The sequence below is a fragment of the Delftia sp. RIT313 genome (assembly GCF_000632165.1).
GTDB lineage: Bacteria > Pseudomonadota > Gammaproteobacteria > Burkholderiales > Burkholderiaceae_C > Comamonas > Comamonas acidovorans.
The window spans coordinates 61,350-80,471 of sequence record NZ_JFYT01000101.1 but is presented as its reverse complement, the minus strand read 5'-3'; the positions used below and the strand labels follow the sequence as shown (position 1 = coordinate 80,471).

17 protein-coding genes are annotated in these 19,122 nt (G+C 59.9%); 13 read left to right on the top strand and 4 right to left on the bottom strand.

Features of this window, described 5'->3' with window-relative positions; all coding sequences use genetic code 11:
• Positions 1–64 precede the first annotated feature (64 nt).
• Complete coding sequence (locus BW39_RS27530) at positions 65–565, bottom strand: MarR family winged helix-turn-helix transcriptional regulator (protein WP_012202807.1); 501 nt, start codon at positions 563–565, stop codon at positions 65–67.
• A gap of 147 nt (positions 566–712) precedes the next feature.
• Between BW39_RS27530 and recA the strand changes: the two genes are divergently transcribed.
• Together recA and recX are read left to right on the top strand one after the other, a co-directional pair.
• Positions 713–1,816 carry a recombinase RecA gene (gene recA / locus BW39_RS27525; RefSeq protein WP_012202806.1) on the top strand — a complete coding sequence of 368 codons (1,104 nt, stop codon included), beginning with the start codon at positions 713–715 and terminating at the stop codon, positions 1,814–1,816.
• Positions 1,817–2,018: 202 nt separating this feature from the next.
• Positions 2,019–2,495 (top strand): recombination regulator RecX, encoded by a 477-nt coding sequence (recX, locus tag BW39_RS27520; protein WP_043825371.1) that lies wholly within the window; start codon positions 2,019–2,021, stop codon positions 2,493–2,495.
• Here recX and yddG read toward each other — a convergent pair.
• The 3 genes from yddG to argC are packed head-to-tail and all read right to left on the bottom strand — an operon-like array spanning position 2,492 to position 6,244.
• On the bottom strand, positions 2,492–3,412 hold the full coding sequence (gene yddG / locus BW39_RS27515) for an aromatic amino acid DMT transporter YddG (RefSeq protein WP_043825449.1): 921 nt from the start codon (positions 3,410–3,412) through the stop codon (positions 2,492–2,494). The genes recX and yddG overlap by 4 nt on opposite strands.
• A gap of 22 nt (positions 3,413–3,434) precedes the next feature.
• Positions 3,435–5,291 (bottom strand): hypothetical protein, encoded by a 1,857-nt coding sequence (locus BW39_RS27510; RefSeq protein ID WP_235264292.1) that lies wholly within the window; start codon positions 5,289–5,291, stop codon positions 3,435–3,437.
• Between the two features lie 20 nt (positions 5,292–5,311).
• Entirely contained in the window at positions 5,312–6,244 is a 933-nt protein-coding gene (gene argC / locus BW39_RS27505) for an N-acetyl-gamma-glutamyl-phosphate reductase (RefSeq protein ID WP_043825369.1), read from the bottom strand.
• Positions 6,245–6,680: 436 nt separating this feature from the next.
• Here argC and sucC point away from each other — a divergent pair, with 436 nt between their 5' ends.
• The 11 genes from sucC to BW39_RS31420 all read left to right on the top strand — a co-directional run bounded on the left by sucC (position 6,681) and on the right by BW39_RS31420 (position 19,122).
• Complete coding sequence (sucC, locus tag BW39_RS27500; RefSeq protein WP_012202801.1) at positions 6,681–7,841, top strand: ADP-forming succinate--CoA ligase subunit beta; 1,161 nt, start codon at positions 6,681–6,683, stop codon at positions 7,839–7,841.
• A 20-nt stretch (positions 7,842–7,861) separates the two neighbouring features.
• The gene (sucD, locus tag BW39_RS27495) at positions 7,862–8,755 is read left to right on the top strand and encodes a succinate--CoA ligase subunit alpha (protein WP_012202800.1); all 894 of its coding nucleotides are present in this window, start codon (positions 7,862–7,864) and stop codon (positions 8,753–8,755) included.
• Positions 8,756–8,921: 166 nt separating this feature from the next.
• A complete protein-coding gene (locus BW39_RS27490; RefSeq protein WP_013804582.1) occupies positions 8,922–9,614 on the top strand; it encodes a TerC family protein in 693 nt (230 codons plus the stop codon).
• Between the two features lie 295 nt (positions 9,615–9,909).
• Complete coding sequence (locus tag BW39_RS27485; protein WP_043825368.1) at positions 9,910–10,692, top strand: PP2C family protein-serine/threonine phosphatase; 783 nt, start codon at positions 9,910–9,912, stop codon at positions 10,690–10,692.
• Between the two features lie 244 nt (positions 10,693–10,936).
• The gene (locus tag BW39_RS27480) at positions 10,937–11,647 is read left to right on the top strand and encodes an FHA domain-containing protein (protein ID WP_043825366.1); all 711 of its coding nucleotides are present in this window, start codon (positions 10,937–10,939) and stop codon (positions 11,645–11,647) included.
• Between the two features lie 222 nt (positions 11,648–11,869).
• Entirely contained in the window at positions 11,870–12,310 is a 441-nt protein-coding gene (locus BW39_RS27475; RefSeq protein WP_043825365.1) for a pilin, read from the top strand.
• A gap of 187 nt (positions 12,311–12,497) precedes the next feature.
• On the top strand, positions 12,498–14,339 hold the full coding sequence (locus BW39_RS27470) for a hypothetical protein (protein WP_200871552.1): 1,842 nt from the start codon (positions 12,498–12,500) through the stop codon (positions 14,337–14,339).
• Complete coding sequence (locus BW39_RS27465; RefSeq protein ID WP_043825363.1) at positions 14,336–15,190, top strand: glycosyltransferase family 2 protein; 855 nt, start codon at positions 14,336–14,338, stop codon at positions 15,188–15,190. The genes BW39_RS27470 and BW39_RS27465 overlap by 4 nt, the downstream gene beginning before the upstream one ends.
• Before the next feature lie 102 nt (positions 15,191–15,292).
• Entirely contained in the window at positions 15,293–16,489 is a 1,197-nt protein-coding gene (locus tag BW39_RS31425; RefSeq protein WP_161787012.1) for a hypothetical protein, read from the top strand.
• Positions 16,479–17,309: a class I SAM-dependent methyltransferase gene (locus tag BW39_RS30710; RefSeq protein ID WP_081816306.1), complete on the top strand. Its 831-nt coding sequence runs from the start codon at positions 16,479–16,481 to the stop codon at positions 17,307–17,309. The genes BW39_RS31425 and BW39_RS30710 overlap by 11 nt, the downstream gene beginning before the upstream one ends.
• Entirely contained in the window at positions 17,299–19,122 is a 1,824-nt protein-coding gene (locus BW39_RS31420; RefSeq protein ID WP_152547330.1) for a hypothetical protein, read from the top strand. Before BW39_RS30710 ends, BW39_RS31420 begins: the two co-directional genes overlap by 11 nt.

Below are 19,122 nucleotides of genomic sequence, written 5' to 3'. Positions count from 1 at the left end.
GTTGGAAATGCGCGTCTTTGATTCCTAGGATTCTAGGATGCGCCCCGCCCCACGGGCAGGGACCTTACCCGAGTGAGCCGCCGCCCGCATAGGCCTCCAGCCCCAGCGCCACCACGGTGGCGATGTCGTCGCCGACTTCCTCGCGGAACTCGGCCTCGGCCTGGGACACGGCGTCATGGAAGGCCTGCAGCCATGCCAGGCCCGCAGGCGTGAAGCGGATGCGGCGTGCGCGCGCATCGCGCTCGTCGCTTTCGCGCGTGACCAGGCCCCAGGCCTCGCACTGGGCCACCAGGTCGCCCATGGACTGCTTGGTCATGCCAGCGCGCTCGGCCAGGTCGGTGAGCCTGTCGCCAGCCAGCGACAGATGCCGCGTGATGTGGATGTGGGCCGCACCCACCTTGTCGCGCGCCGCAAGATTGGACAGCGCCAGCGGCACCTCCACATCGCGCGCCATGAGCTGCAGCACACGCGCGTCGAACCGGCGCATGGCATGGCCGAGCAGGCGGCCCAGGTGGGTCTGCCGCCAGGCGTCGGCGGGCGGCGTGACGGGGGAAAACTCACTCATGGATGCATTGTGGAGGCAAATCCAACAAGTCAGGAAAACTGACTAAAAACACCAACAAAACAAACCAACAAGCCCATAAACTACTGTTCAAGCATCCAGCCTGAATGCAAATACAGAGCTGAAACCCCAGCCAACCCAGGAGTCCGCATGAACACCGCCGTCACCACCGCCAACAGTGAAAAAGCCAAGGCCCTGCAGGCCGCACTCGCCCAGATCGAAAAGCAGTTCGGCAAGGGCACGATCATGCGCCTGGGTGAAGGCGAAGCCATCCAGGACATCCAGGTCGTCTCCACCGGCTCGCTGGGCCTGGACATCGCCCTGGGCGTTGGGGGCCTGCCCCGTGGCCGCGTGATCGAGATCTACGGCCCTGAATCCTCGGGCAAGACCACGCTGACGCTGCAGGTCATCGCCGAAATGCAAAAGCAGGGCGGCACCTGCGCCTTCATCGACGCCGAGCACGCACTGGACACCAGCTACGCCCAGAAGCTGGGCGTGAACCTCAACGAAGTGCTGATCAGCCAGCCCGATACCGGCGAGCAGGCCCTGGAAATCGTGGACAGCCTGGTGCGCTCGGGCGCCGTGGACATGATCGTCGTGGACTCGGTGGCCGCCCTCACACCCCGGGCCGAAATCGAAGGCGAGATGGGTGACCAGCTGCCCGGCCTGCAGGCCCGTCTGATGAGCCAGGCGCTGCGCAAGCTGACAGCCACCATCAAGAAGACCAACTGCATGGTCATCTTCATCAACCAGATCCGCATGAAGATCGGCGTGATGTTCGGCAGCCCCGAAACCACCACGGGCGGCAATGCGCTGAAGTTCTACGCCTCGGTCCGCCTGGACATCCGCCGCACCGGCACCATCAAGAAGGGCGACGAGGCCATCGGCAACGAGACCAAGGTCAAGGTCGTCAAGAACAAGGTCTCGCCTCCGTTCAAGACCGCCGAGTTCGACATCCTCTTCGGCGAAGGCATCTCGCGCGAAGGCGAAATCCTGGACATGGGCGTCAACGCCAAGATTCTCGACAAGTCGGGCGCCTGGTATGCCTACAACGGCGAGAAGATCGGCCAGGGCCGCGACAACGCCCGCGAATTCCTGCGCGAGAACAGCGGCCTGGCCGTGGAGATCGAGAACAAGGTGCGCGACAGCCTGGGCATCGCCCTGCTGCCCACGGCCGGTGGCGATGCCCCCGAAGCCAAGGCCGCCAAGGCGGGCAAGGCCAAGGCCGACAAGGACGGCGTGATCGAAGCCTGAGCGGCCTGACCCCTCACTGCAGGCGCTGCCGCGCCTGCACACACTGTGTTTGCCATCTTGGCGCAGGCTCACGTCTGCGCCTTTTTTATCGCCGGGACGCCCCAAGGCAAAAAAGCGGCCCCCTTGGGGGGCAGCGGACCTTGCGCAGCAAGGGGAGCGTGGGGGCCTTTTTTATTCGGGACGATTCAGGAGACATTGCCGCATGGGATTCGCCAAGCTGTCGCTCAAGGGTCGGGCGCTCAAGCTGCTGGGCCAGCGCGAACATTCACGGCTGGAGCTGGAACGCAAGCTCGCCCCCCATGTGGAGGAAGGCGAAGACCTGGGCGCCATGCTCGACGCGCTGGAGCAGCGCGGCTTCATCAGTGCCCAGCGCGTGGCCGAGTCCGTGCTGCACCAAAAGGCCGCACGCTTTGGCACGGCACGCGTGGTGCAGGAGTTGCGCAACAAGGGACTGGACGACGGCCTGGTGCGCGCCGCCGCAGAGCAACTGCGCGCCACCGAACTGCAGCGCGCCCTTGCCGTATGGCGCCAGCGCTTCGGCGCACCACCGGCCACACCGCAGGAACGACTCAAGCAGATGCGCTTTCTGGCCGCCCGCGGTTTTGGTGGAGAAATTGCGAGCAAGGTGCTGCGGGGGCGCAGCGAAGACTGGGACGCAGGAGCAGAGGACGAAGGCTAGCCTGCGCGCCGGGTAGCACCCCAGCACACCAGCGACCCCACGGTCACCAGCACCACGCCCTGCCAGAAGCCCCAGCCCGGCTGCACCTGCAGCCAGGCACTGGCCAGCAAGGCAGAGAACACGGGCGTGAAGTACGAGGCGGCAGCCATCACGGCCAGATGCCCGTGCTGTATGCCGTGCTCCCAGCAGCTGTAGCCCAGGGCGGTGAGCCCGCCCACGGCCAGCAATTGAAGCACCACGGTGCCCGACCATTGCATGCCGCCTTCACCGCCCAGCCACAGCCATTTGATCCACAGCGCCAGCGCGGTCCATATCAGGAAAAGGCCCACGGCATTGTGGCCACCGCCCCAGCGCCGCGCAGCCAGCGAATAGCAGGGCCACAGCAGGGCCGCGCCAAAAGCGAGTCCATACGCCAGCGGGTTGGACAGCATGTGGTCCGCCATGCCCCGCAGTTGCAGCGAGTCGCCGCCCAGCACGCGCGTCAGCCCCCACAGGCACAGCAGCACGCCGGGCCACAGCCACCAGCGCGCATGCTGCTGGCGCAGCAGCACGGCCAAAACGATGGTCAGGCTGGGCCACAGGTAATTGATCAGCCCCAGCTCCAGCGCCTGGGCGCGGTCCTGCGCCAGGCCAATCGCCAGCGACAGGCAGATCTCGTAGACCGCAAACAGCAGGCCGCAGCCCCAGAAGTAGGCCGGATGCATGGCCCGCCACTGCGAGGGCCTGGGCAGGCCGCGCACGGCGACCACGCACAGGGCGCTGACCGTGTAGAGCATGGCGGCGCCGCCCACGGCGCCCAGCGGCTCGGCCACCGAGCGCATCAGGCCCACGGTGCAGCTCCAGCACACCACGGCCAGCAGTCCGATGGCGGTGGCCCGGCCGGCGGCCACGGGGGAGTTGTTCTGCAGGGAAGACACGTCGATGGCTGCGCGCGGCAGCTCAGTGCGGCTGCAGCAGCTGGCGCAGCGAGTGGTACAGCGCATCCGAGCCATGCGCGGTGTTGTCCGCATCGAACGAGAACTCGTTGCTGGACTGCGTGCCCGTCGCATCCTCGGGCCGGGCTTCCATGAAGAAGGACAGGAAGCGCGCGCCCTGGCGGCGGTGCATGGTCAGCACTTTCTCCAGCCGCTGCGGCGACAGGGCCACCAGCGGATGGAACTCCGTCACGCCATAGGCCGTGTGGCCATAGCGGCGCAGCATCTGGCCGACCAGCGGGCCGTAGGTATCTTCGCCGTACAGGCTGACGCCCAGGGACAGCCCCGGCATGCGCTGCAGGCTGCGCTCCACGGCATAGCGGTTGGCATCCCAGCTCGGATTCGCATGGGGGTTGAGCTGGTGGGCAAAGCGAGGAACCCGGCCCAGGCAGCCGTGGCCGATGTGCTCGGAAAAGCCCTGGATGTAGTCGGCCACCTGCTGCTCGCGGAAATCGTTCCAGTCCGTGACCAGCGGGTTGTAGAACAGCGCCAGCCGGTCCTGCGGGCTGTCCACCCAGAATTCCACGCCGTCCGGCAGCTTGCCGAAGTCGGGCAAGGCCTCGGCGGCATGGGGGCTGGGCTCGCCCTGGTTGCGGTCCATCACGGCGATCTGGCGCGTGGCCAGCAGGCCCAGGCTGCGTCCACCGGCCTGCAGCACCACGTCGATGCGGTGCAGGCCCTCGCCCAGCGCCGGATAGCGGATGTCGGCACGCCAGCCCACATCGGGCGTGAGGAACCCGGGCTTGGCCTGTGCCACGTCCTGGCGGTGCATGTGCACGGGGGCGTGCGAGTAAGGATGCCCGTCCACGAAGACGGCCACGGCCAGCTGCTTTTGCAGCTTCGCATCGGGCGAGTGGACCCAGCCGGACACGGGCACGGTGCCGGCTGCATAGCTGTCGATGTGCTGGAAAAAGTTCTGCAGCGGCTCGCTGCGGATATTGCGCGACGGCGGCTCGACCGCGTCGAAGCTGGCAAAGCCGGACTTCAGATGGACATTGAGCCGCGCGATGTCGCCATAGCGCTGGCGCAGGAATGCATGGAAGCCCGCAACGGAGGCAGGGCTGTAGTCGGTGACCGCATAGTCTTCGGCCGCGAACCCCATGCCGGCCTCGAATCCCGGGAACAGCTGGTGCGTCTCGCCCAGCACGGTGAGGGCGCGCAGCTGGTGCATGGCGGCATCGCCTGCGGCGCACATGCGCTCGGCCAGGGCATCGACGACCAGTTTGCGCACGCGCGTGACTTCGTTGTCCTGCCGCGCGACCGACCACGGGAAGATGCGCGCGCCCAGATAGCTGTCCAGCGGCAGCGGCCCCTTGGGGGTCCACGCAAGATTGGCTGGATCGGCGGCCAGGCGCTCCTCGGCCTTGGAGTGCACCTCGAAATGCGTGGCGAACAGATACAGCACCACGGGCCGGTGCGCCTGCGCCACCGTGCGCACCACACGGTCCAGCGCCTCGCCCCGGACCTCCCAGGCCTGGCCATTCCACTGCACATAGCGCAGCAGCGGCACGCTGAGCGTATAGCCCAGGTCCAGTTCACGCTGGGGCCGGCCCAGGCGCTGCAGCGTGGCTTTCACCATTTCTGCGGCCGAGCCCTGAGGACCCAGGCAACTGGCGGGTATCTGCTGAAATTCCTTGGGAAAATCCTCGCGCAGCCCGTCCTGCACCAGACAGGCCTCCATATTGCCCAGCAGCGGACTGAGCAGCAGGCGCGATGAAGACGGCAATGCAGGCCGCAGCTTCCAGGCAAACACAACGACCAGCAGGCACAGCACGGCCAGGGCCAGGACATGGCCCCAGACCGGACCGCGCCGGCCCGGCAAGGACGGGGGCGCGGGGGGCCTCACAGGCCCAGCATGATCTGCAGGTTCTGCACGGCGGCGCCGCTGGCGCCCTTGCCCAGGTTGTCCAGGCGGGCGATCAGCACGGCTTGGCGGTACTGCTCATTGGCAAACACGCGCAGCTCCAGCTTGTTGGTGTCCGTCAGCGTGTCGGCGGCCAGCTTCATGTCCTCGGTCGGCGGCAGCACCGACACCCATTGCTCCGGCGTGTTGGTGGCCGCGTAGTGGGATGCCAGCGCATCGTGCAGGTCGGCCGCCTTGGGCGCGCCCGGCAGCAGGTCCAGATGCAGCGGCAGCTGCACCAGCATGCCCTGGCGGAAATTGCCCACGGCGGGAATGAACACCGGGCGGCGCGTCAGGCCGGTGTATTGCAGGATCTCGGGAATGTGCTTGTGCGTCAGGCCCAGCGCGTAGGCCTCGTAAGGCGCGGCCGTGCCGGCCTCATAGGCTTCGATCATGCTGCGGCCGCCGCCCGAATAGCCGGACACCGAGGGCAGGCTCAGGCCGTGGTCGGCAGGGATGAGGCCCGCGGCAACCAGCGGGTGCAGCAGCGCGATGGCTCCCGTCGCATAGCAGCCGGGGTTGGACACGCGCTTGGCAGTCTTGACCGACTCAAGCTGGCCGGCACGCAGCTCCGGAAAGCCATACACCCAGTCGGGCGCCACGCGGTGGGCCGTGGATGCATCGATGATCTTGATGGTGCGGCCGGTCTCGGCCTCGATGGAATCGACCATGGCCACGGTCTCGCGCGCGGCATCGTCATGCAGGCACAGGATGACCAAGTCCACTCCGGCGATCAGCGCACGCTTGGCGGCAGGATCCTTTCGCAGCTCGGGGGCAATGCTGACCAGCTCCACGCCGGACAGATCGACCAGACGCTCACGGATCTGCAGCCCTGTCGTGCCTGCTTCGCCATCGATAAAGACTTTTGCCATCGCTGTATTTCTCCTGCTGCGCGGCCCTCCTGGAGCCGCTGCGGCACCATTGCCGCGTTCCAGCTGCGGATTCTCACCGAAACCGGGTCCCCCTGCGCCCGTTGTCGCAAAACGGTTGGCGGTGGCGATCAAGGCCGTGCTGACATGCGCCTGTTACAAACAGCGGGCAGCGCCGTCTGCAGATCCTCTATAAGACAAAAGAGCTGTGGCGCCTGAAAGAAATGTCGGGAAACCGTCTTTTCCCTGACATATCAATGCATTGCACAGTTCCTGACATGCTGCTTGGCCCGCAGGAAATTGTGGATTCTGCGCATGGGGGCGTGTCGGATGGCGCAGTGCAGCATGGTACATTCGGCGATTGCCAGGTCACTCCGCCTTGAGGCAGCACCCCAGGGCTACCGGGTCAATCCCCCCCTATTTGTTTGAGAGAGACATCATGAAGATTCATGAATACCAAGGCAAGGACATCTTGCGTCAGTTTGGTGTGCCTGTACCTCGCGGTATCCCTGCGTTCACAGTGCAAGAGGCCGTCGAGGCCGCCCAGAAGCTCGGCGGCCCCGTGTGGGTCGTGAAGGCCCAGATCCACGCTGGTGGTCGCGGCAAGGGCGGCGGCGTGAAGGTTGCCAAGAGCATTGACGACGTCAAGGCACTGGCTGGCCAGATCCTGGGCATGCAGCTGGTCACGCACCAGACCGGCCCCGAAGGCCAGAAGGTCCGCCGCCTGTACATCGAAGACGGCGCCGACATCCAGAAGGAATACTACCTGTCGTGCGTGACCGATCGCGGCACGCAGAAGGTGGCCTTCATCGCTTCCAGCGAAGGCGGCATGGACATCGAGGAAGTGGCCCACTCCACTCCCGAGAAGATCATCACCATCTTCGTTGACCCCCTGGTCGGCCTGACCCAGGCCCAGGGCGAAGAACTGGCCAAGGGCATCGGCATGCCTGCCGACTCCACCGCCCAGTTCATCGACATCTGCCAGAAGCTCTACAAGTGCTACATGGACACGGATGCCTCGCTGGTCGAGATCAACCCGCTGAACCGTGACAGCAAGGGCAACGTGGTTGCCCTGGACGCGAAGTTCAACTTCGACGCCAACGCCCTGTTCCGCCTGCCCGAAATCGTGGCCCTGCGCGACCTGGACGAAGAAGATCCCGCTGAAGTCGAAGCTTCCAAGTTCGATCTGGCCTACATCTCGCTGGACGGCAACATCGGCTGCCTGGTCAACGGTGCAGGTCTGGCCATGGCCACCATGGACACCATCAAGCTGTTCGGCGGCGAGCCGGCCAACTTTCTGGACGTGGGCGGCGGCGCCACCCCCGAGAAGGTCACCGAAGCCTTCAAGATCATGCTCAAGAACCCCAAGGTCGAAGGCATTCTGGTCAACATCTTCGGCGGCATCATGAAGTGCGACACCATCGCCACCGGCGTGATCACTGCCTGCAAGGCCGTGAACCTGCAAGTGCCCCTGGTCGTGCGCATGAAGGGCACGAACGAAGAACTGGGCAAGAAGATGCTGGCCGAGTCCGGCCTGCCCATCATCAGCGCCGACACGATGGCCGAAGCGGCCACCAAGATCGTCGAAGCCGTCAAGTAAGCAGGCCCGGAGAAAACACCATGTCGATCTACATCAACAAAGACACCAAGGTCATCACCCAAGGCATCACGGGCAAGACGGGCCAGTTCCACACTGAAAAGTGCATTGAATACGCGAACGGCAAGAACTGCTTCGTGGCCGGTGTGAACCCCAAGAAGGCCGGCGAAAAGATCTTCGACGTGCCAATCTACGCCTCCGTCAAGGAAGCCGCTCAAGGCACGGGCGCCACGGTCTCCGTGATCTACGTTCCCCCCGCAGGCGCTGCCGCCGCGATCTGGGAAGCCGTGGAAGCCGACCTGGACCTGGCCATCTGCATCACCGAAGGCATTCCCGTCCGTGACATGCTGGAAGTGCGCAACAAGATGCGCGCCAAGGAAGCCGCAGGCGGCAAGCGCACCCTGCTGCTGGGCCCCAACTGCCCCGGCCTGATCACGCCCGACGAGATCAAGATCGGCATCATGCCCGGCCACATCCACAAGAAGGGCCGCATCGGCGTGGTCAGCCGCTCCGGCACGCTGACCTATGAAGCCGTGGCGCAGCTGACCGAACTGGGCATTGGCCAGTCGTCGGCCGTGGGCATCGGCGGTGACCCGATCAACGGTCTCAAGCACATCGACGTGATGAAGGCCTTCAACGACGATCCCGACACCGACGCCGTCATCATGATCGGCGAAATCGGCGGTCCCGACGAAGCCGAAGCTGCCCGTTGGTGCAAGGACAACATGAAGAAGCCGATCGTCGGCTTCATCGCTGGTGTCACTGCCCCTCCCGGCAAGCGCATGGGCCACGCCGGCGCGCTGATCTCCGGCGGTGCCGACACGGCCGACGCCAAGCTGGCCATCATGGAAGAGTGCGGTTTCGTCATCACCCGCAATCCTTCCGAAATGGGTCGCCTGCTCAAGGGCCTGATCTAAGCGGCACCGGTTCTGCGTGACATCCTGGGGTTCGCCCCAGGAGAAAATTACGCAGAATTACGAATCGGTAAGGCGGCAAGTCCGCCCTACACTGACGACTCCAAAAAAGAAAAAGCGCCAGAGGCCACCGCCCTGGCGCTTTTCAACTCATAACAGCGGAGAAACCATGGAATACCTGCAAAGCGCCGATTTCTGGATCGGCCTGTTGAAGATCGTCTGGATCAACATCATTCTGTCTGGCGACAACGCCGTCGTCATCGCCCTCGCAGCACGCTCGCTGCCCCCCGCACAGCAAAAGAAAGCCGTCATGTTCGGCTCCGGCGCCGCCGTGGTGCTGCGGATCATCCTGACCGTGGTCGCGGCCAAGCTGCTGGAGCTGTCCTTCCTGCAGATCGTGGGCGGCTGCCTGCTGCTGTGGATCGGCTTGCAACTGCTGACCGGCGAAGAAGATGATGAAGGCGAATCCAAAGGACACGGCAGCATGATGGTCGCCATCCGCACCATCCTGATCGCCGACCTGGTGATGAGCCTGGACAACGTGATCGCCGTGGCCGCCACGGCGCAGGGCAACATGGTCCTGCTGATCCTGGGCCTGGCCATCAGCATCCCGCTGGTGATCTTCGGCTCCACGCTGATGATCAAGCTCATGGAGCGCTTCCCCGTCATCATCACGCTGGGCGCTGCCCTGATCGGCTGGGTCGGTGGAGAAACCATCGTCAACGACCGCCTGCTGCACGACTACGCCATCAGCCATCCCTGGCTGCACTACGTGGCGGCTGCCGCCGGTGCCGTGCTGGTCGTCGGCATTGGCAAGCTCCTGCAGTCGCGTTCCGGCGCCAAGCACGCGGCGCAGGCCTGATCCTGCCGCAGGCGGCGGCCCCTCGCCGCCTCCACAACGCACTGCCTAGGCAGTGCGTTTTTGCTTTGTGAGGGTCCGTTCTTGATGTGGCGTCAAGCTGACGAGCCGCTGCGCCGGCCCATTCTTGGCACTTGGGGGCACTGTTTTCATTTACGCTGTGCACCGGCTTCACCATTGCATCTGCACACAGGGACTGATGGCAACACCGCCGCGCCCGCCCTTCGCCACCATGCCCAGCGCACCCAAGACCCCGGACCAGCCCTGCCGACAGGCAGTCCCTGCGCAACACTGCGCCATGGTTGCGCGCACCGATGTGGGCCGGCGCCGTGACAACAACGAGGATGCGGTCACCATCCACCCCAGCGCCCAGCCCTGGCCCATTGCGGTGCTGGCCGATGGCATGGGCGGCTACAACGCCGGCGAAGTCGCCAGCGCCATGGCCATCAGCCTGGTATCCGTGGCACTGCAAAGCGTGGCCACCGAGGCGCCGGCAGCCAACACTCCGCAAGCCCGCCAGGAATTGCAGCAGTCACTGGCCAATGCCTTGAACCTGGCCAACGCCGCCATTCTTACGGCTGCCCGGGAAACACCGGGCTGCCGCGGCATGGGCACCACCATCATTGCCGCAGCCCTGCTGCCAGGCCTGCTGATGCTCGCCCACCTTGGCGACTCGCGGGCCTACGGCTGGCGCGCGGGTCAACTGCTGCGCCTGACCCGGGACCACACCTGGCTCCAGGAAGAAATCGACGCAGGCCGCATCCAGGACCACGAAGCCCGGCAATCCGGCCTGGGCCACCTGCTCACCCAGGCCCTGGGCGTCACGCCGGACGTCACGCCCGATTTCAATGAGTGGCCGCTGCAACCCGGCGACCGCATCCTGCTGTGCTCCGACGGCCTCACCGACATGCTCGATGACCAAGCCATCGCCGCCCTGTTCACCCAATCCAGCCCGCTGCCCGTCTTGCTGACCTCGCTGCTCACCGCCGCCAATGAAGCCGGCGGAAACGACAACATCAGCGCGGCGCTGATCGAGATACAGGCCAGCCCGCCCCCTGCAGCCAGCACTTCCCTCGATTGAGCCCCACACAGCGATCGACGGCAGATCCCAAGCGATGGACGCGCTTGCCTGCACCGCCCTCGCAGGTTCCAATTGTTAAAAATGATTGCAAATCCAACAATCAGGAAAAGACAATCCATAGTCTGTATCAAATACCATGGCAGACCTCGGCGCGCGCAGGCCGCAGACATAATATTTAGATACACCCCAGCTCCGGATCGCCCAGTGGATGGTGCAAGCCGGGCATAACAAAGGAACTTTGAGCATGCCGACCCTGGTCATCTCCATCGACGGCGCCGTCATCAAGGAAGTGCAGCTGACCAAGGAGCGCACCACGCTGGGACGCCGCCCCTACAACGATATCGTGATCGACAACCTTGCCGTCAGCGGCGAGCACGCCGTTCTCAGCATCGTCGACGGCACCGTCATCATCGAAGACCTGCGCAGCACCAACGGTACCTATGTCAACGGCCAGCCCATACTGCGCCAGACCCTGAACCACGGCGACCTGCTGGACATCGGCAAATACAAGATCCGCTTCGTGCAACAGCAGGTCAGCGCGTCCTCACGCTCGGCCCTGGCGGCCATTGCCGCAGCAGTGGAGGCAACCCGCCCAGCCCCCTTGGCGGAAGACCTGCCATCGCAGTTCAGCACCCAGACGCCCTCAGGCTTCGACCACACACTGCCGCCTTCGATGGCTGGCTTGGCCACGCGCCAGGCTGCCATCCGCATGCTCAACGGCAACGCCGCTGGCCGCGAAGTCCCGCTGGTCAAAGTCGTCACCACGTTGGGCAAGCCCGGTGTAGCCGTCGCCTCCATCACCCAGAAGCACCACGGCTTCGTGCTGGCCCAGCTGGAAGGCGACTCCCCCAGCCTCAAGCTCAACGGCCAGGAAATCGGCCGCCGCGCCATGCCGCTGCAACATGGCGATACGGTGGAACTGGCAGGTACGCAGATGCAGTTCCTGGTGGCGTGAGGGACCAACTCGATCCCGCCGACAAGCTTTGCGTGACGTCTGTAGCAAGCGCACGATCTCTGACAAAAACGTCACAACAAGTGGATCAATTTGTCAGAGAATGGCGTCCAACCGTGTCAGTTGCAACCAAACCATACATAGACTTGGACCTTGGCCCCCTGGAGCGACTGGCACGGCTCTTGCTCAGTAGAGCATGCAATCAACCCCTATGAGGAGAAGTTCATGAAGCGTTCCATCCAGCAAGGTTTTACCTTGATCGAATTGATGATCGTTGTGGCGATCATCGGCATTTTGGCAGCCGTGGCGCTGCCGGCTTATCAGGATTACACGGCACGTGCCCAAATGTCCGAGGCCATGACTTTGGCCAGCGGCGCCAAGGGTGCTGTGACTGAATCGTATTCCAACAACGGTGCTTGGCCAACCACCAATGGCGCCGCTGGACTGGCAACCGCAAACACCATCACCGGCAAGTACGTTAACAACGTTTCCGTTGCTGATGGCGTTATTACCGCACGGATGAAGAGCACTGGCATTACCAAGGATATTCAGGGCAAGACTCTGGTTCTCAGCCCCATTACTCGAGTGGGTTCGATCGAATGGAAGTGCAAGCCCGGTGCCGGTGGCGCCCCCCTCAAGTTTTACCCTGCTTCCTGCCGCGGCTAAGCCTTTGACGACGGTATAGCAGCGCAATCAGCGCATCCGACTGCCCGCTATCGCGGGCAGTTTTTTTTGAGAAGGACAAAGTAGTTTGCTGAGAAGAAATGCATGGTGCCTGGCTTTCTGGCTGATCATCGGTCTATGCTTGGCGAGCTATCTGCCCGGTCTAAAGGGCGGCTTCCTATTCGATGACATGCCCAACCTCTCCGAATTGGGAGCACGTGGAGGGGTGGAGAACTGGGACAGTTTCAGGGCTTTCGTGTTCCATGGTTCCGCTGGCCCCCTGGGCCGCCCAGTCTCTCTCGCCAGCTTTCTGCTGGACGACAATTTTTGGCCCAGTGCCCCCGCTGCGTTCAAGCGCACCAACTTGCTGCTGCACCTGCTGACGGGCGTGCTTCTGTGCTGGACTACGCTGAACCTGCTGCGGCTGTATGGGGTTCGGGATGAGCAGGCCCGCTGGGGCGCCGTCCTCAATATGGGTTTCTGGCTGCTACACCCCTACATGGTCTCCACCACGCTTTACGTGGTGCAGCGCATGGCGCAATTGGCAACGCTGTTCGCCCTAGCCGGACTGGCGGGCTATCTGCACGGGCGCCTGCTGATGCGGGGCCGGCGTACCGGGGGGTATCTCTGGATGAGCGCTTCCCTGGGCCTGGGCACCTTACTCGCCACCTTGAGCAAGGAGAACGGTATTTTGCTGCCCATGCTGGCCATGCTGGTCGAATGGTGCAGGCCCGTGCCCGTTGCTGCTGAACCTGCGCAAGCTGAGCGCCCCAACTGGCGCTGGCGCCTGATTTTTCTGTGGCTGCCCAGCTTGGCGGTTTTCTGGACACTTGGCAAGGAGATCAATTTCTCACCCGATGTGTGGCCGGCCCGCCCTTTCAATCAGGTCGAACGCTTGCTCACCGAACCCCGCATCGTCTGGGAATACCTGCAGCATCTGTTCATCCCGCGCATAGAAGGCCTGGGCCTGTTTCAGGACGGCTATGAAATCTCGACCAGCCTGCTCAGCCCATCAACCACGCTGCCCAGCCTTGTCGGGTTGACAATACTGCTGCTCGCAGGGCTGCTACTGCGTCGACGGCAGCCTTATGTGGCCCTGGCCATACTGTTCTTTTTCGTATCCCATCTCATTGAATCCACGGTCGTGGGCTTGGAGTTGTACTTCGAGCACCGCAACTACGCTGCGGCGCTGTTCCTTTTCCTGCCCATCGTCATGGGACTACTGTGGCTGGCGGAAAAGAAAAGCATCTTCATTGCGGCCACGACGCTGTGCGCCATGTTGGCCCTGCTCGCCCTGCTGACTTGGCAGCGAGCCACACTATGGTCAAACACAGAGGCCTTGCAGAACTATTGGGCCGTGGCCTCCCCCCTGTCGCCGCGCGCTCAGAACCATCTGGCCATGCGGCTGTTCCAGTCCAAGCAGCCCGAAAAGGGCTTTCAGCTCTTGGAGCAAGCTTCGGAGAGGCTCCCACAGAGCTCGCTGTTGACTATGCAATGGTTGCTTCAGAAGGTGATACGCAAAGAAGCCACCCCCCAGGACTTTGGCAGAGTGAAGAACAAGCTGCCGGCCCAGCGTTTCGACGCCCAGGCTCTGCTGGGCATACGCATGATTGTCGACAGCCTGCAGGAAACAGGCACACGCCCGGAGTACCGGCAGCAGACTCTTGAGCTGTTGGACGTGATGCGCACTCTGCCGCGCTATACGGCGGTACCGTTGTTCAACCGCCTGGAACCCTACCTGCGCGGAAGCTTGCAGCTGGGACAGGGAAAATACACGCAAGCGACCGCCAGTTTCAAGCAGGCCATACAGCAGTACCAGGACATCGACGCCGCGTTGCCCATGGTGGCCGACATGGGCAACGCCAACCGCCCCTATGAAGCCATGGAGCTGCTGCAAGCAGCGAAGACCATCTATGACAGGCAACCTGAAAGAACGCTCAAGAGATCAAGGGAAAGCTATGCGCAGGAAATCGAGCGTTTCAACGCTCTTCTGCTCCTCGATATGCAAGCCATGAAGCCAAGTCAAAAATGAAGTTCAGCATCGTATTACCAGCCAAGAACGAAGCCCTCAGCGTCGGAGATACGGTGCACGGCATCCTGTCCAGACTTGTGCACGCCGAAGTCATTGTCGTGAACGACGGCTCCACCGACCACACGGCACAGGCGGCTGAACAGGCAGGCGCCCGTGTAGTGCACCACCCCTACAGCAAGGGCAACGGAGCGGCCATCAAGACCGGGGCACGTGCAGCCACGGGTGACGTGATTGTCTTCATGGATGCCGATGGCCAGCATGATCCTGCAGATATCCAGCGTCTGCTGCAAAAAGTGGAGGAGGGCCATGACATGGTCGTCGGCGCCAGGCAGAAAGGCTCGCAGGCAAGCCTGGGACGTGGGCTGGCCAACGGCTTATACAACCGGATCGCCAGCTGGATGACCGGCCACAAGGTCGAGGATCTCACGTCAGGCTTCAGGGCCGTACGGGCCGATAAATTCCGGGAATTCCTGTATTTACTGCCCAACGGGTTCTCGTATCCGACCACCAGCACCATGGCGTTTTTCCGGGCTGGCTATTCAGTCACATATGTCCCTATAAATGCGGCCAAGCGCATCGGGAAGAGCCATATCCGCCTATTACACGATGGCATGCGATTTCTACTCATCATCTTCAAGATCGGTACCCTATACTCACCCTTGAAAATATTTCTACCTTTTTCCGTGGCCATGTTCTCCATCGCAACGGGATGGTATCTCTACACCTACTTCCACTCCGGAAGATTCACCAATATGAGCGCATTGCTTTACACAGGCAGTGTCATGGTTTTCTTGATGGGACTCATTTCCGAACAGATTACCGCATTGATGTATAAAGGATCAGAGCGATAGTATCCGGAGATATCTCTGCCGTACGCAAGACTTGATGATGAAAAATTCCATTAATCCAGAGACGGCAATGATATCAAGCGAAAGCGCAGGGGAGGCTTAATATTGAAAATACCCCAACTCCATCACCACCCGCTTCGCCACGTATATACATCGTCCGCCATACAGTTTGCTTCGCAAATACTTCTTCTCTTCGTCTTGATCAGAAGTACGAGCCACGCTGAATTTGCGGACTACAATTATGCGGCCCTGATACCTGGAATTGCAGCAGTCATCACTAATTCCGGTTTTGATTCTCTAATGAACAAGGAGCTAGGCCGCACCAAAGGAAATTCCGGCTTCTATAATATGGCAGGCAATATAAAACCTGCTCTATACATATTATCAGCAATCCCGGCATGGATCTTCTTTGCAGCGGGAAACCCCTTCTGGCTGTTCATTCCTATTGCACTGGCGAATGTTCTCATCGAACATGATGATGTACTCTTCCGGTTTCACTCGAAATATGAGGCATTTCGAGCTAGAGCGTTAGCAAGCACTATTTTCATAGCCCCGAAAATATTGCTTGCCCTGACAGCGCATGTCCAATATCTCATACTTTGCATGCTGATCGAGCAGGTCAGCATCATCGTCATCAACAAGGTACAGAAAAGAAGAGCAAACCTGTCCGCAAACGCCAAAGATTGGGGACAAGTCTCCATCAGAGATTTGATAAAATCGTTTATCGGCGGCGCGAGCATATTCATATTCTTCCGGATAGACCAGCTGATACTCTATCAAATTTCCGATAAGCAGATTTTCGCCCATTACTCTGCGGCCGCTAGAATAAACGACATGCACAACAGCTTCACAAGCATCTTCGCAAGGCATATCATACCGAAGGTCTACTCCGAGCAACTGAACTATAGATCAGGGCTCATGAAACTATGGTTGGCCAATACCGTGGGCATCACCATCACGTTATTCGGCTCCATATGTATACTACTTATTGCCGCGCCCGACTATCTAAGCACTTTGGCAATACTTGTTCCGCTGCTTCTCAGCAGCTACTTTCTGATATTTGGTCAGATTCGAGGAATTTATTTCGTCAAACGTGGCAGACTGGCTGCCGACACCATCAATGCCTTGCTGGGCATCGGAATCATGCTTTGCTTCATTCACCTGACCGATTTCCCCCTCGATTTAAGATTTTCCCTATCGTATTTTATAGCATTTGCAGTCACAGGAATGGCGACAACACTCGCCTACAGCACGGGCCGCGAATTTCTCAAAAATATCGGACGCATGCATCATGGCAGATAAGCTCCTACATTCCATGTCTTGCTTCTCGGAGCTGATCAACAAGATACTTGAGCAGTGCATGCCACGCAATATCGTCGAGGTAGGATCGGAATATGCGGGCTCAACGAAAATACTGGCCGCATATGCCGCAAGCAACAAGGCCACTCTGCATGTTATAGATCCCGCGCCAAAGGCAGATCCCGATCTCATATTGGCAGACTTCAAAGGCGCATATCAATTCATCCGTGAAAAAAGCCTAGATGTCTTACCCAAACTGAATGCAGATATTTACTTTCTCGACGGAGATCACAACTACTGGACCGTCTTCAATGAACTGAAATCAATCTACAGCATAAACCCGAATGCCTGGGTTGTATTGCATGATGTAGGATTCCCCTGCGCTCGCAGAGACATGTACTACAATCCATTCAGCATTCCCAAAGAGGGCTTGCATGAATTCAGCTACGATCACGGGGTGAATTTGGAAAAGGGATCCGTTCAGTATCGGTCTGGATTCTGGGGCGCTGGCCACTACGCCATTGCCCTGTCTTCCGACACCCCACGTAATGGAGTCCTGACCGCCATCGAAGACTTCATGCAGAACAGAGGTGAACTGCACTATGAGTCCATACCGTTGATTTTCGGACTTGGGGTGATCACCCCTAAAACAAATCGAGATTTCATACAAAGAATACTCCAACCTTACCAAGGTGAGCTTTGCCACATCCTGGAGACGAACCGCCTGGATTTATACAATGAAGTTCTCAGGCTCAACCGTTTCGTTCCACGAACATTTGTGCGAAGGTGGTTGAATCGCATATTGGATCTGCTTGGCCTATGAGGTCTTTATGCGGCTTGAAAGCTACGATCTTTTCGACACTCTTGTCACCCGTTCCACCAAGACCCCCAGGGGCGTATTTCAACTGCTACAGTTGAGCCAGAGCATCGTCTTCCGCTGGAAGATCCTGAGCATTGTTCCCTTTGCGGTTTGGCGTCGCCACGCGGAGCATATGGCCCGCAGGCTTTCATCCCGTGATGATATCTGCATTACGGACATATATCGCGTGCTAGGCTGGATCATCAAGAATCCCTCCAATGCTATGCGCCAGGAAATCACACTGGAAAAGGCTGTTATCCAGCCCATTCCATTGATGATTTCGCAACTCAGGCATCAGCAACAAGAGGGACTTCGATGCTGCATCATCTCGGACATGTATCTGCATAAGTCAACCATCAGATCCATTGTTCACAGGCATATCCAGGATATCCCCTTGTATGTATCCTCCATGAACGGCATCACAAAATCCAGTGGAAAGCTCTTTCAACATGTCGCCCGAGACCAAGCTATTGATCTGCGAAGCATGCATCATCAAGGCGACAATCAGGTTGCAGACTATGCTGCCCCACTACGCCTGGGAATCCAGGCAACTCTGACAGAGAAACCGAGGGATGAAGCATCCTGCAGTTCGCTGGATGTTCTTAAGTGCCCTAACGAAGATCCATTTTTTTCAATTGGATTCAGAATTGCCGGCCCTGCTGCATTTGTAATGGCCAAAGGCCTGGACAGGCATGTTTCCAGACACCCACCAAGCAACATAGTTTTTGCAGCACGTGATATGCACTTGGTTTTCCATGCCTTCAATCGCATATCTCATTTCAAGAACACCAGTTACCTCCGGATATCTCGCAGTGCGGTTTACCATGCACAGTGGCATGCCAGCAGAAATCCAGAAAAGTGGTTTGAAGGAGTCTCCAATGGAAAGGAATTCCTATCCAGATTAGGCATTGAGTGTCCAGCTGAACTCTCCGGCTTGAATCCTTATGTGCATAGCCAGCGCTTTCTTGCTGAGCTTGAGCGCAGTGGCTTCATGCAGAGATGCAGCGATGACTATCATGCCATCCGCAGCTATCTGCTTGAAAACGGGTTGCGATCAGGAACTCTTTTTGTCGATCTGGGTTGGCGCGGTTCCATACAAGATGCCATCGAGGATATACTCGGACCAGAAATCGCACTGACAGGCTGGTACTTTGGAACCATAAAGAACAGTAACCCAAGCCATAAGACAGGTTTTTATTTTGAGAATTCCCGGCCTCTCAAGCGTTTTCACAAGGTAATGCAGTCCATCTCTTTCTTCGAATTCATCTTTACTGAGAACATTGCGAGTCTTTCCAGGATTGATGGCTCCCAAGGAAAACTCATTCCAGTCTTTACCGAGGATGAGTCCCCAGAGCAGATCAGCGTAAGAAATCGCATCGCAGAAGGCGCTCTGGCATATATAGATACCATGGCATCTTTGGACAAAGTGGCAAACTTTCAAACAGATCGCTTGCTCAGGGAACTAGATAGCTTATTCGATAAATACCTAATGACCCCTCCCTCCGACTGGGTCAATGCAGTGGAATCCATGACCCATTCAGGAGGATTTGGAGGATCGGGGAAGTGCCCCATGGTCGGCGACGAATCCGGCACATTTTTGGGATTTCTCAAGTCCACATGGAAAGGCGGATATCTGCAAAAGTATTCCAGATCCACCTCCGCAAGAATCATGAGAGCAGCACACAATTATATTTTTTTTGGATTCTATGAACTTCTGAAATCAGTGTTCCGCCGCCTGAGAAAAAAGTTCATCTACAAACAAGCGAAGATGGAATGA